The organism is Psychrobacter sp. CX16 (assembly GCF_057396245.1).
Genome location: NZ_JBXYJF010000020.1, coordinates 23,372 through 37,289 on the forward strand (window position 1 = coordinate 23,372; position 13,918 = coordinate 37,289).

Genomic DNA, 13,918 nt, shown 5'->3' on the forward strand with positions numbered 1-13,918 from the left:
TATTGTATGAATACGGACGCTATACTATGACGCTCGCTACTTTATTTAGTGCCTGACTTAATGTTTGGTCGTCCAATCAAGCATGGTATCAAGAACGACTCGCGCATCGTAGGTGTTAAGTGTATTCGAGCCATTAATAATGCCGACTACCACATAATCTTGTCCAGAATTCCCATGCACATAACCGGCCATAGAGGTCACATTATTTAAGGTACCGGTTTTAATCCATGCACGGCCGATGGCTGCAGACTTTGGTAAGCGGTCAGCATGCTCGCTAATCGTACCACTGACGCCCGCGATGCCTAACGAATTCACATAGGTATCAAAATTAGGATGGTTATAAGCATAGGTTAGCAGTTCAGCTAAATTGTCCGCACTGACGCTACAATCACGGCATAAGCCGGAGCCATTTGACATGACTGGTGCCGGTGTCTGTAAGTTCTTTTGCCACCAGTAATCAATCACGCCCAATGCTTTGTTGTAATCTGAATGACGATCTTGCAGCGAGCTGCTTTTGTTATAGGTACCATCAAGATTAGCAAATAAAGGCAGAGTCAGAGTCACTTGCTCGGTCATCACGTTATTAGAATAGTGATTAATATCGTAAATCTGCTGCGATAACGGTAACGAGGGATAAGTTACTAAAGGCAACGGTGATGACGGTATAGTCGATAACGAGCCGGCCAATAGCTTGTCCTTATTACCGGTTTTGCTCATATCCATATAGCTACCAAAGCGTGTTTTTAGTGGATATTCGGTATTAATGGTATCGCCTGATAACGTATTACCTAGGCCTAAAAATTTAATATTGCCCGACATAGTATTGCCTAGATTCAGCCATTTTTCTTTGACCACACGTTGAGCAAAATCTTTGACATTAGGATAGGCGATATAAAAAGTATGCGCCCCGCAAGCGGCAGGTAATGGCTTGGCGATACTTAAGCCTTCATTTTGCCAGCTCGGCGCTAGACTATAACGAACAGATGAGCAGCGGCCTGAATGACTAATAGGAATGGTCTCTGGCAGATTATAATCGGCCAATCTTGGCTTATAAAATATTTTTGCGCGTCCACTTTGAGTACTGCTACTCATTGGAATGGTGGTCATCTCAATGCTATTAAAATTAATCAATAGGCCGTCTGGACTAGCATTGTACGGACGCAGTGGGTCGTTATCAAAGGAAGCAGGGTCTTTGCCCACACCTTGAAACACAGAACTATCAAGGACAATATCGCCTTCGATATGACGGATACCGGCTTTTCTGACTTGGCTGAGCAGCATCGCTAAACGTCGGTGCGTCAGTTTAGGGTCACCGCTGCCTTGAATAATCAAATCCCCATGTAAGGTATTGGCGGACACATATCCGGTATAATACACCTTGGTAAACCACACAAAATCAGGGCCCAATAAATCCAGCGCAATAAAGGTGGGAATCAGCTTCATAGTGCTGGCCGGTGTACGCGGTATATCGCTCAAATGACGAATTGGTGCAGTTAGCGGGCTGATAATCTCGTTGTCATTGGCCTTTATGGGCTGTGCCTTCTCACGTTCTTGATTGTCATTTTCTTCAGGTGGCAGCGCATCTGTGGTATCAACCGTTACCTCTTCCTGCACGGGCTCTTCTGGTTTTGGTTTGACAATAGGTGGTAAATTGCTAGTAGGGGTGGCAGCTGAACTAGCAGTAGTAGAGGCAGTATTTGATTGATTAGCCGCTTGTTCAATAGAGTCGCTATTATCATTGGCGCTACTCTCTGAAGTAGCATTGCCTGCTTTGTTTTGGGTATTGGCAGGTGTAACCGGCATAATAACTAAGCTAATATCATCGGTGCTGATATTGGCTCGATTTAGCATGGATTCAACCGGTGCAGGCAATTGAGCTTGAGCCGTGCTGCCTAAGCTTAGTCCCAAACTGAGGCTTAATGCAGTGGTTAGTTTTTTGCGTAAGCAAGAGGTAGACGCTGTCTGATTAGAGGACGTAGGGTGTGATAAGCATGGACGTGAAGTAGGCAGAATCATAGGGGTAGCACTAATATGTAGATAATCGTTGAATAAGGAATTAAAGGGCTCGGAGTATGTTTTGTTGATGATAATATTGGCTTAAACATAGAAAACACCCTATAAGGCCATGTACCGTTGACTATAGAGTGGCATGCAGGGTGTTTTAGTATTAAAGGGTATAGCGAGTTAAATACGGATAAAGCCTAATTATCGGTAAAGCAGTTCAATTAAATATTATTGGGCAGCGGTATTGGTTAATAAGGTTTTGATGCGCTCAATAGCTGCGCGGCTCTCATCAACACTGGCAACTAAGGCTAGACGAACAAAGCCTTTACCTGGATTAAAACCATCAATCTCGCGTGAGAGGTAACGACCGGCTAAGGCATGAATATTGACCTGCTCAAACAGTGCTTTGACAAAGGCTTCGTCATCACGCTCGCCTTGGGTATCTGTAAATTGCTCAGGCACTTGTACCCATAGATAGAATCCGGCATCCGGTTTGTGCAGCTGTAGTGTATCGCCAAGCTCTGACATCCACAAATCGAACTTCTGGGCATAAAGAGCACGATTATGCTCAACATGAGCCTCATCTTGCCAAGCTGCGATAGATGCCCGTTGATGATGAATTGGCATCGCACAGCCTTGATAGGTTCGGTATTGCAGATAGGGCTTAAGTAGGCTTGCATCACCGGCGATAAAACCAGAACGTAGACCCGGTAGATTTGAGCGCTTTGATAAAGAGTGGAAGACCACGCAATTTTTGTAATCATCACGGCCTATCTTAGCGCACACCTCAAGCAGACCCAGTGGCGGCTTATCAAAATACAACTCGCTATAACACTCGTCACTGGCAATAATAAAGTCATGCTTATCAGACAGCTCAATGAGTGCTTTCCAATCGGCCTCACTCATAACCGCACCAGTTGGATTATTCGGGCTGCACACAAAAACAACTTGCGCACGCTCCCAGATATCGCTTGGAACGGCTTGATAATCGCCCTTAAAGTTATTATCTGCAGTGCACGGCACAAAATAAGGCTCGGCACCGGCCAATAGTGCTGCACCCTCATAAATCTGATAAAAGGGATTGGGCATTATAATCAGTGGCTTATTGTCTACAGGCTTAGTATTTGTCTCTTTATTAACAGATGAATCGGTATTCACCGCCGCTTGTACAAAGCTAAAAATGGCCTCACGCGTGCCCATGACCGGAATGATTTGGCTGCTTGCATCAATATAATTTAAATGAAAACGCTTTTTGAGCCAAGTTGCGATGGCGCTGCTAAGCTCAGGCAAGCCACCAGTGCTCGGATAATTTTGCACTTTCATTAAGTTATCACGTAGCACATCAAGAACAAGTTCAGGCGGCTCATGTTTAGGTTCACCAATACCCAGTTTAATGGTGTCGTATTGTGCGGCAGGCTGAGAGTCCGCTATCAGCGTTGCCATTTTGGCAAACGGGTAGGGGTGCAATAAGTCTAGTTTCTGGTTCATTGGTTGCCTATATTATGAAAGTATTATTGATGCAAAATAGTGTGGTTGCTGACAGCTCATCATTAACAGGATAGCCGGATTAGTCGGGTTAAATCTGACTAAAAATCAGCCAATTATGCTGACTCTATATCCATTACTGATTATTCGGTGTTAATGCTTCTATTAAGGCTTGTTCTAGTTTTTTAAGCTTCTCATCACTAAGCGCAGCATCCCCCAAGTCACTGATATAGAACATATCTTCAGCACGTTCACCCAATGTGGTAATACGGGCAGCATGTACCTCAATACCTTCATTCAAGAAGATTTGACCAATACGTGCCAGTAGTCCTGGTTGGTCGAGCGTGGTGAGGCTCATGACATGTTGGCGACTGGCTTCATTATAGTTAAAATCTATGGTAGTTGGTACTTGAAAGTTCTTTAAACGGCGCGGCAGACGCTTTTGTACCAACTTGGGTGTTTCTGGATTCTTAAAGGCATCAATCAAGCGATGCGTCAGCTCTTCACGCGACTCAGGATCGGTTAATAATGTACCTTGACGGTCAAGTAGTACATATGAATCTAGCGCAAAATCTCGGGTTGCGGTAATAATGCGCGCATCAAGCACGTCTAGATTCATCTGGTCAAAGACGGCCATAGTAACCGCAAACAGATTCGCTTGATCTTGAGTGTAAATAAAAATCTGCACTGCATCAAGCGCAAGCTCGCGGTGTTCACGTAGCACAACTAACGGCTCGCTACTGGCGTCAGACGCTTTACCAATCGGTGGGTGATTAAGAATTGCTTCGGTATGCCACATAATGGCTTCTGGTATTTCACGTAGGAAATACTCATCACCGAGCTCATCCCATAACGCCAACACCTCGTCACGGTTCATATGCTGATTATCGACCTTATCAAGCATGGCCAGTGCCTGCTTGCGTGTGGTGGCAATCATCTCCTGGCGATTGGTTGGCGCATCCAAATCAGCTCGTAAAATACGGCGCGTCTGCGTATATAGCTGACGCATTAAGCTGGCACGCCAACTATTCCATAGCTGCGGATTGGTCGCATTCATATCGGCGACGGTTAATACATATAAGTGATTCAGGTGGGTGACGTTACCGACCAGGTTGGCAAATCGCGTGACCACTTCTGGGTCAGAGATATCCTGTTTTTGTGCAGTCATTGACATTAATAAATGATAACGAGTCAGCCAACCGATTAGCTTAGCATCCGCTTCGCTCATACCATGCGCTAGACAAAACTCAATCGCATCCTCTTCGCCAAGTAAGCTATGGTCACCACCTCGTCCTTTAGCGATATCATGGAAAATAGCGGCGAGTACAATAATCTCTTTACGCTCGATACGTTGGTAAATAGAGCTCACTAATGCAAATTCATCTTTATATTTTGGGTCGGTAAAGCGGTGCAGCATACGCACCAGTAGTAGAATATGCGCATCTACCGTATAACGATGGAATAAATCATATTGCATCAGTCCAATAAGATGTACAAACTGCGGCATATAATTGGCTAAAACCCCGTAGCGTTTCATGATACGCAGACGATGGAATAGGTAGTTTTGCTCTTTTAAGTTATCCAAAAATAGCTGTTGATGCACCGGATTATCACGGTAAGCTTGATCGATACCACGTGCTGCAATTTTAAGTGCCCGCAATGTACGGGTACGGATATGCTTGATGCCGTGTTGTCCCATCAATAAGAACATCTCTAGAATCGCTTCTGGATGCTGCGCAAACACATGATGATGGGCAATGGCAATTTGGTCGTCACCAATTTTGTTAAAGCGGGCGTTGAGTACAGTCTGTTTGGGGCGTTCTGCTTCTGGCAGGCGCGCCTCAATCAAGGTCTCATAATAATGTGAGGTCAGCATCTCAGATAAGGTCGAGATTTGCATGGCACAGCGATAATAGTCGCGCATAAAACGCTCAACCGCGGCATTTGGCTCATCATCAGGCTGTTCGATATAACCCATCAGCTCGCCAATATCACGCTGATAATCAAACAGCAGCTTGTTTTCATTACGGCCAGTCAGATGATGCAGATGATGACGGATTTGCCATAAAAAGCCTTCGGCAAACATCAACTCGTCAAATTCGCGTTCGGTCAAAAAGTCTTGCGGTACTAAGTCATACAGCTTGCTGATTCTAAAATAGCGTTTGGTGACCCAGCCAATGGTGTGAATATCACGTAGGCCGCCAGGGGACTTTTTGATATCCGGTTCGAGATTGTACTCAGTGCCGTTATGCCGTAAATGGCGGGCACGGGCCTCTTCTATTTTGGCCTCATAAAAGTCTTTTTGTGACCAGACCTCTTCGACCACATTATTTGGCACCGTACTCAGTGCCTCATTACCGATAAGTAGGCGCGCCTCTAACATATTGGTCGCAACGGATAAGTCTTTCGCTATTTGCAAGCAGTCCGCGACACTGCGTACAGCCAATCCTGGCTCAATGCCCACATCCCAAAGGCTGGCCACAAAACCGTCGACCTTTTTGGCTTCACTATCATTAACCGCCTCGGGTGCAAGCAGTAAAATATCCACATCAGAGTGTGGCGATAATTCGCCACGCCCATAACCACCGACTGCAAATAAAGCCAGACTGGTGTCTTCTAATCCATGTAATTTAAAGAGCTCAACCAATAAGGTATCTATCGCAAAGGCTCGAGCACCGACCAATTGTCTAATACCCACACCTCGCTCTAAAGCTTTAGAGATATCTGACTCGACTTGCTTTAGCCAGTCTGGAATGCCTAAATTGCGTGCAGGATTGTCTTTTAGATTAGGCAGAGGAGTAATAAGAGGGTCGGTGGGGTCGTGAATAAACATAGTGGCTTCCAAGCTTTATAGTCGGTATGACGGCGTTATCCGTTTAAATATAAGACCAGTTTAAACAGTAATCATGCCAAAAAAAAGACTGCCAAGGCAGTCTTTTGAGTGTACTAAGCAGTTAAAAAACTTAAATCTTCTTCAGGGCGTGTGGTAAATACTTCACAGCCATTGTCTGTTACCATCAGCGTGTGTTCCCACTGCGCAGATAACTTACGGTCTTTGGTAATTGCCGTCCACTGGTCGGGAAGAATCTTGGTTTTCCAAGTACCCTGGTTAATCATCGGCTCAATGGTAAAGGTCATACCCGTCTTAAGCTCCATACCAGTACCTTTACGGCCATAATGCATCACTTGCGGCTCATGGTGGAAGGTATTACTAATACCATGGCCACAGAACTCACGAACGATGCTAAAACGCTCAGGCTCAACCACTTCTTGGATAGCGGCGCCAATATCGCCTAAATGTGCACCATTTTTAACCACAGCCATACCTGCATAAAGCGCTTTTTGAGCCACGTCACAAATACGCTGCGCCATAATTGAGCCTTCACCGATGATCCACATTTTAGAGGTATCACCATAATAACCATCTTTAATGACCGTCACATCGATATTAATAATATCGCCATCTTTTAAAATCTTATTTTCAGACGGAATACCATGACAGACTACATGGTTTACTGAGGTGCAGATGGATTTAGGAAAGGGCGGTTGACCATAGTTTAATGGGGCAGGGATAGCGCCATGATCTAATGTAAACTCATGAGCAATTTGGTTAAGCGCTTCGGTACTGATGCCTTCTTTAACATGGTCATCAAGCATTACCAATAGATCGCTGGCAAGTTTGCCGGCGACACGCATTTTTTCGATCGCATCGGGCGCGAGAATTAAATCTTGGGTATTTGTCATAATATTTTTATTTTACGTCGTTGAAGTGAATAAAAAAGAAATAGAGTGAATCTCGGTCTTGTCACTTAAGTTATCGATAATCAATTGCTAGCTTTGGCAGGATAAGGATCGTAATAACGCAGCATAAGCGTGACAAAATTAGACCCTTTTGAAGCGAACATAGACCGTAAATAAAACAGAAAGTAATTATAACACAGGCCGTTATTCATTTAATTTGTCACTGTGTTACGGTAAATATTTAACGGTTTATTATCAATTGATACTTTAATAAGTACCCTAATAAGCACCTGAAATAGCAAACATTCATCGCTACTAGGCTGACTGTTAATATGCTGCTGATTTTAAAGAATTCAATGATTTAAAGTAGGGCGAACCAAAGAGTGGCATAAATAGCAGCGCTGATTGTATATTAAGCGGCATATTGAGCAATGTATTAATTGGTATGTTAAGCGATAAATAGGCGAGGATTGCCACTTCTACTCTGCCTTTTATTATGTTAAAATATGCGCCTTGCTTTATTTCTAAATTTTAGAGATAGAACAAAGCAATAAACTCACTTATTCAACCAATGACACACACATTGCGTTTAAGAATTGCTGGGTGTTTATCGGCTTGACTAATTTGCTTGACTGCCCCTATGTCTGTGCTTAGAGATAAGCAAAGGCGGGTGCAAAAGAGCAAATGCGTGTCGATAAATCGGTGATTTTTGCAGTGTGGAGGCATAACCCAATAACTAAGGAATTTTACATGTCAAACAGTCCAACTAATATGCCAATGCGCGACCTTCTACAGGCTGGTGCTCACTTCGGTCACCAAACTCGTTTTTGGAACCCAAAAATGAACCAGTATATCTTTGGTGCGCGTAACAAAATTCATATCATCAACCTTGAACACACAGTTAAAGCATTTAACGAAGCGTTGACTTACGTAAACGGTCTAGCCGCTAAAGGCAACAAAGTATTATTTGTTGGTACTAAGCGTGCTGCGAGCGAAGTAATTCGCGAACAAGCACTCCGTGCTGGTCAACCATATGTTGATCATCGCTGGTTAGGTGGTATGTTGACTAACTGGAAAACACTACGCCAGTCAATCAACCGTTTAAAAGAGCTAGAAAAACAAGCTGAAGACGGTACTTTCGCTAAGCTTACTAAGCGTGAAGCTTTAGAACGTACACGTGCTATGGAAAAACTAGAGCGCTCTTTAGGTGGTATTAAAAACATGGGCGGCCTACCAGACGCTATCTTCGTTGTAGACGTTGACCATGAAGCCATCGCTATTAAAGAAGCTAAAAACCTAGGTATCCCAGTTATTGGTATTGTTGATACTAACTCTAACCCAGACAACGTAGACTACGTTATCCCTGCAAATGATGATGCTATCCGTGCCGTAACTTTATATGTTACTCGTATGGCTGATGCTATCATTGCTGGTAAAGAGTATGCTAAAACACAAGCTGGCGGCGCACCTGAAGCTCCTGCCGCTGCTGATGCTCAAGAAGAAGCCCCAGCTACTGAAGCACAAGCTGATTCAGCTGAGTAATTAAGACCTGAGCAATTAGGACTTAGTATTAAGTAGATAGGTTAATAGGCTTGGTATATGGCATTGATAAAATATCCTCATAGTGCCAAGTCTATACAAAAAACTCCTAAACTGATAAGTATCAAATGATGTACTGCGGCATGATGTGGAAACCCTCGTCATGCCCTTGTCATTTTATAAACTTACAATCGGCTCAATAACTACCTTTTATGATAATTGATATATTGACAATAACAACATTATGAATACGGCACATTGTCGGTTTAATAAGTTGAAAATGGTAATCAATTTATCAGTATTGCTATTACTTATAATTTATAAATAACCACTAAACCAGAGGTAAAAATATGTCTAAGATTTCTGCTAAATTAGTAAAAGAGCTTCGTGACCGTACTGGCCTTGGCATGATGGAATGTAAAAAAGCCCTAGAAGAAACTGGCGGCGACGTAGAAACTGCCATTGACAATCTACGCAAATCTGGTCAAGCAAAAGCCGCTAAGAAAGCGGGTAACATCGCAGCTGATGGTGCCATCATAATCGCTCAAGAAGGCAACAAAGCTATTTTGCTTGAAGTGAACTGCCAAACTGACTTCGTTGCTAAAGATGACAACTTCACAGCGTTCGCTAACAAAGTTGCTGAGCTTGCTCTAGCAAACAACACAACTGACGTTACTGAAATCGCTGGTCTTGACTATGGTAATGGTCAAACGGTTGAAGAAGCACGTGTTTCTCTAGTACAAAAAATTGGTGAGAACATCCAAGTACGCCGTGCAAAAATCGTTGAAGGCGATAACCTAGCGTCATACCGTCACGGCCTACGTATCGGTGTTGTTGTTTCTACTGAAGGCGGCAACGAAGACAGCGGCAAAAACCTTGCTATGCACATCGCTGCATTCAACCCAGTAGCGGTTAATGACACTGACGTACCTGCTGACATCCTAGCTCGTGAAAAAGAAATCGCTGAAGCGAAAGCGCGTGAGTCTGGCAAGCCTGACAACATTATCGAAAAAATGATCGAAGGTGGCCTACGTAAGTACCTAGACGAAGTTGTATTGGTTCGTCAAGCTTACGTAATGGACAACGAGAAGAAAGTTGGTGACGTTCTTAAAGCTGACGGCGTAACTGTTAAAGAATTCGTACGCTTTGAAGTAGGTGAAGGCATCGAGAAGAAACAAGAAGACTTCGCTGCTGAAGTTGCTGCTGCTCAAGCTGCTGCTGCTAAGTAAGCAAACGTCATTGATAATGCAGTAAGCTGATTGCCTTTAAAAGGTTAATATTTTAAAAGGTTAATATATAGCAGACAAGCGTTATTAAGAAAAAGCCCCTCACACTGGTGATGGGCTTTTTTATTGCCAGTGAGCAGCTACTAAAAAGTGATGAACAGGTGCTTCAGAAGATAAACCATTATGTCAGGCGTAAACGCTTGTTTTATGAAAGCATCTATCGGGTAGTTTTTGAAAATAAAAAGGATCCAAGCGAGAGTTTTCGCATTGATTTACAGCCGCACTGGATTGCGCGTGATAATGCAGAAAAAATTGCGAAGCACCGTCTTATAATGAATGAGCTTTTACTAGATTATGAGACATCGCATATTTCGCTTCCTCTGCCAACATCGATGAGGTTATTGCGCTTATCAAGTCGGCCGTATCAAGTAAACGATTAAATGGTAGAGTGGATAGTTACAGATAATTTTAAACCTCATATGATTTATTTTGAGTACCCAATAAAAACGCCCATCACAAATTTGCGATGGGCGTTTTTATTAGACTCTAATTAGAGGCAATTTATTAACCTGTATTACGTAACCCTGCTGCTAGAGCATTGATACTGCGAATGAGTGGGTCTTCTACTGCTAATCCGTCATTGCTTTGATTCTCATGCTCTTTGTCTTGGCGCATACGTTTTAGTAGTTCGATTTGGATATAGTTAATCGGATCTAGATATGCATTACGCCATTCTAATGAATTGGCCAGCTCTTGCTGATTAGACAACAGCGAGCTTTGCTCAAGCAACGAGTTAAGACCAGATTCTGTCAGCTCATGCTCTTTAATTACCGCTTGCATAATACGCTCACGCAAGTCAGCATCATCGCACAATTGACTATAAGCGTGGGCGATGCTCATCTCAGACTTGGTAAATGCCATTTCAATATTACTGATAAAGGCATTAAAGAATGGCCAATTCTCATTCATCTCTTTCATTAATGCTTCATCTTGTTTGACACTGTATAGCGCACTGCCTACACCATACCAAGCAGGCAGGGTAAAGCGAGCCAGTGACCAACCAAACACCCAAGGAATCGCACGAATGGTTGATTTGCTTGGTAAGCCTTTTTTACGGTGCGCAGGGCGTGAGCCGATATTTAATAAGGAAATCTCTTGTACCGGCGTTGCCTCTGAATAGAACTGATAGAAGCCTTCGGTATTGTCTGTCAGTGCTCGGTATTGCTGTTCACCGGCTTCGGCCAGACGCGCGAATAAAGTCTCATAACTGTCTAACTGCTTTGGCTGTTCGACAAAACGTGATGAGCTGGCTTTTAATGCGCCAGTAATACCCATAGTCAGCTCAAATACGGCGGTATCTGAGTTAGCATATTTGGCATACAGCACTTCACCTTGTTCGGTGAATTTGATTTGACCGTTCAATGTACCGGCTGGCTGAGCAGCAATTGCCTGATGGGTTGAGCCACCACCGCGACTGACAGAACCACCACGGCCGTGGAATAGACGCGTGTTAATGCCATACTTTTTAGCAATATCAGTGATGGTTTGCTGCGCACTATAGAGCTGCCATGCTGAGGTAATAATCCCGCCATCTTTAGAGGAATCAGAATAGCCAAGCATAATCTCTTGAATGTTACCTGACTGCTCAAGTAGTTTGCGATACAACGGGTTATCAAGCACCATCGGCATGATTTTATCGATATTTTTTAAATCATCAATGGTCTCAAATAATGGCGCAACAGGAAGAGCGGCGTATAAATTACCATCCCCATCAATCCCCGATAAGCCCGCAAAACGCATCAGTAATAAGACCTCTAGCAATTGGCTAGCATTGTTGGTCATAGAGATAATATAGCTACCAAAAGTGTCTTCACCAACCAATTTACGCAGCTTAGCAATGGTATTCATCAGCGCTAACTGTTCACGGGTTTGCTCAGTTAAGTTATCAGCATAAATCAGTGGCACACCTGGCTTCTCTAGCAAGCGCGTTAACCACTCTTGTCTTTCTTGCTCGCTAAGCGACTGATAATCAGGCAGGTTTGAAGCATTAGCAAAGATGTCTGCAATTACTTCTCCGTGATAGCCGGAGTCTTGACGGATATCAAGTGCTGCCAGATGGAATCCACAGGTTTTCACCAAGCGAATCATATCAAGCAATAAGCCTTCGGCATGTGCGGCATCATGAGTACGTAGACTCTGACGGATGAGACGTAAATCATCTAACAATGCTCGCGGCGTGCTATAAGCATCTGCGGCCGCTTCAGCATTATTACCCTCACTTTGAATATACTCGTTAGTTGCTGCTACTTTTGCCAAGATAATGGATAACAATCGGCGATATGGCTCATTATTGTAATCATCAGGATTGTAGTAAAAAATCTTTTGATCAAGCTCGCTATAGGCTTTGATGCGCTCATAAACATCAGGGGCAATCTCTATGATGGTGTCACTATGAATCAGCTCACGGCGTAGTTTGCGTATCATTACCTGATAGTGGCGCAGCACGGTATTAGAGTGCATTAATACGGCCATTTTGGTGGTTTCATGAGTCACAAACGGGTTGCCATCTCTGTCCCCACCAATCCACGAGCCAAAGCTTAAAAACGCTGGAATAGGGTAATCTGATAGTTCAGGGTAGACATCCACAATGGCGTTTTTAATATTGCGATAGACCTTAGGAATGGCAGTAAACAGACTGGCATTGAAATAATGCAGCCCGTTATTAATCTCGTCATAGACCAGTGGTTTACGCGTACGTACTTCATCCGATGACCATAGCAAATCAATAGTATCGGCGGTTTTTTGTTTTGCCTCCTCATAAGCCATGCTGCCTTCAGGGAAGTCATTTAACGCATTACTGTGCGCATATAAGGTCTGCAAAATATTCATGGTAGTACGGCGGCGTGCTTCGGTTGGGTGCGCCGTAAATACCGGTATGAACTTAAGCTGATCAATCAGCTCCTTGATTTGATCCGCTTCAATATGGCGCTCTTTACATTCAAGCAGGGTATTACGGAATGAGCCAGGCCAAAAATGCTTCGACTGCTCCTTTTGCACACGGCGCTCTTCACGTAGCGCGTTCTCTTCTGTGAGATTGGTCAAAAAGAAATAAATCGAGAAACCGCGGATAACGTTTTTAAGCGTTTGATTGTCTAATGACGCGATAAGGTCGATTAATTTTTGCTTATTTTCTGGATTAGGTGAGCGGCGTTCTTGAATAAACCCTTTGCGTAAGGTTTCAATGGTATTGACCGTGTCTTCTCCTGATTGACGGGCAATGGCATCACCTAAAAATGAGCCTAATAATCTAACGCGTGAACGTAATACTTCGTTTTTTGATGGCATATCAGATTCCTTGAGAGCATGCTTTGTTTTTTTGTGCTAATAATAATATAAGAAATAGAGTTGAAAATAGAGGGCTGTCTCGGTATTTTGATAACAATAAACGCTCCGCCAAGTAAACGCACCACTAAGGGAGAGCTATTACATCTTAAGAGCTAAAAAGTAGCATGGCAAATAGCACTTAACGGCTCGTTAATATTGAACACTTTTGCATTAATATCAGTAAAGCCAAAAGACTGAAAACGCTGGATATGCTTATCAAGATATCTATGTGCATCTTTAAGGTTATCAAAGACATAGATACCGGCTGCCTCTTGTGTCTCTTCGTTCTCTGTCCATATTTTGGAGACAAGTCCAGGCTCAGTTGCAGTGAGATTAAAAATGGGCTTTTATTAAATTCCATTATGGCTATACTGAAAGATTGTGACAATCATAATTAAAGCTCGTTTACACTGTATCAAACTTACGCCATTTTGAACATTATCCTATTTTTAAAAGTAGAGTAGATAAGGCGCTTTAAAGGGGTGACTTATCTAACTTGTTTGATAGCCGTGTTTAGTAATTAGGTTAATTTTCAGACA

The 13,918-nt window shown here is 43.2% G+C and carries 9 protein-coding genes; 3 read left to right on the top strand and 6 right to left on the bottom strand.

What is annotated here, in order from left to right; translation table 11 throughout:
• Nucleotides 1–57 precede the first annotated feature (57 nt).
• The 4 genes from AC2SLM_RS08525 to map form a co-directional block, all read right to left on the bottom strand.
• Nucleotides 58–2,016 carry a D-alanyl-D-alanine carboxypeptidase/D-alanyl-D-alanine-endopeptidase gene (locus AC2SLM_RS08525; protein WP_486553220.1) on the bottom strand — a complete coding sequence of 653 codons (1,959 nt, stop codon included), beginning with the start codon at nt 2,014–2,016 and terminating at the stop codon, nt 58–60.
• Between the two features lie 216 nt (nt 2,017–2,232).
• The gene (gene dapC, locus AC2SLM_RS08530; RefSeq protein WP_486553222.1) at nt 2,233–3,492 is read right to left on the bottom strand and encodes a succinyldiaminopimelate transaminase; all 1,260 of its coding nucleotides are present in this window, start codon (nt 3,490–3,492) and stop codon (nt 2,233–2,235) included.
• Nucleotides 3,493–3,625: 133 nt separating this feature from the next.
• Nucleotides 3,626–6,322, bottom strand: a complete 2,697-nt coding sequence (gene glnD / locus AC2SLM_RS08535; protein ID WP_486553224.1) for a [protein-PII] uridylyltransferase — start codon at nt 6,320–6,322, stop codon at nt 3,626–3,628.
• 113 nt (nt 6,323–6,435) lie between these two features.
• Entirely contained in the window at nt 6,436–7,233 is a 798-nt protein-coding gene (gene map / locus AC2SLM_RS08540; RefSeq protein ID WP_486542447.1) for a type I methionyl aminopeptidase, read from the bottom strand.
• A 747-nt stretch (nt 7,234–7,980) separates the two neighbouring features.
• Between map and rpsB the strand changes: the two genes are divergently transcribed.
• From rpsB to AC2SLM_RS08555, 3 genes are all read left to right on the top strand, one after another.
• Nucleotides 7,981–8,772 (top strand): 30S ribosomal protein S2, encoded by a 792-nt coding sequence (gene rpsB, locus AC2SLM_RS08545; RefSeq protein ID WP_486542449.1) that lies wholly within the window; start codon nt 7,981–7,983, stop codon nt 8,770–8,772.
• A 347-nt stretch (nt 8,773–9,119) separates the two neighbouring features.
• Nucleotides 9,120–9,998: a translation elongation factor Ts gene (tsf, locus tag AC2SLM_RS08550; RefSeq protein WP_486542451.1), complete on the top strand. Its 879-nt coding sequence runs from the start codon at nt 9,120–9,122 to the stop codon at nt 9,996–9,998.
• 110 nt (nt 9,999–10,108) lie between these two features.
• Nucleotides 10,109–10,435 (top strand): hypothetical protein, encoded by a 327-nt coding sequence (locus AC2SLM_RS08555; protein ID WP_486553226.1) that lies wholly within the window; start codon nt 10,109–10,111, stop codon nt 10,433–10,435.
• A gap of 124 nt (nt 10,436–10,559) precedes the next feature.
• On the opposite strand, the gene ppc is transcribed toward AC2SLM_RS08555, so the two are convergent.
• Both ppc and AC2SLM_RS08565 read right to left on the bottom strand, forming a co-directional pair.
• Nucleotides 10,560–13,340 (bottom strand): phosphoenolpyruvate carboxylase, encoded by a 2,781-nt coding sequence (ppc, locus tag AC2SLM_RS08560; protein WP_486553228.1) that lies wholly within the window; start codon nt 13,338–13,340, stop codon nt 10,560–10,562.
• Nucleotides 13,341–13,492: 152 nt separating this feature from the next.
• A complete protein-coding gene (locus AC2SLM_RS08565) occupies nt 13,493–13,720 on the bottom strand; it encodes a YdhR family protein (RefSeq protein WP_486553254.1) in 228 nt (75 codons plus the stop codon).
• Nucleotides 13,721–13,918: the final 198 nt, after the last annotated feature.

Excerpts from the sequence above, each read along its gene's own strand:
- AC2SLM_RS08525 (WP_486553220.1), bottom strand. The coding sequence starts at position 2,016 with ATGATTCTGCCTACTTCACGTCCATGCTTATCACACCCTACGTCCTCT.
- dapC (WP_486553222.1), bottom strand. The coding sequence starts at position 3,492 with ATGAACCAGAAACTAGACTTATTGCACCCCTACCCGTTTGCCAAAATG.
- glnD (WP_486553224.1), bottom strand. The coding sequence starts at position 6,322 with ATGTTTATTCACGACCCCACCGACCCTCTTATTACTCCTCTGCCTAAT.
- map (WP_486542447.1), bottom strand. The coding sequence starts at position 7,233 with ATGACAAATACCCAAGATTTAATTCTCGCGCCCGATGCGATCGAAAAA.
- rpsB (WP_486542449.1), top strand. The coding sequence starts at position 7,981 with ATGTCAAACAGTCCAACTAATATGCCAATGCGCGACCTTCTACAGGCT.
- tsf (WP_486542451.1), top strand. The coding sequence starts at position 9,120 with ATGTCTAAGATTTCTGCTAAATTAGTAAAAGAGCTTCGTGACCGTACT.
- AC2SLM_RS08555 (WP_486553226.1), top strand. The coding sequence starts at position 10,109 with ATGGGCTTTTTTATTGCCAGTGAGCAGCTACTAAAAAGTGATGAACAG.
- ppc (WP_486553228.1), bottom strand. The coding sequence starts at position 13,340 with ATGCCATCAAAAAACGAAGTATTACGTTCACGCGTTAGATTATTAGGC.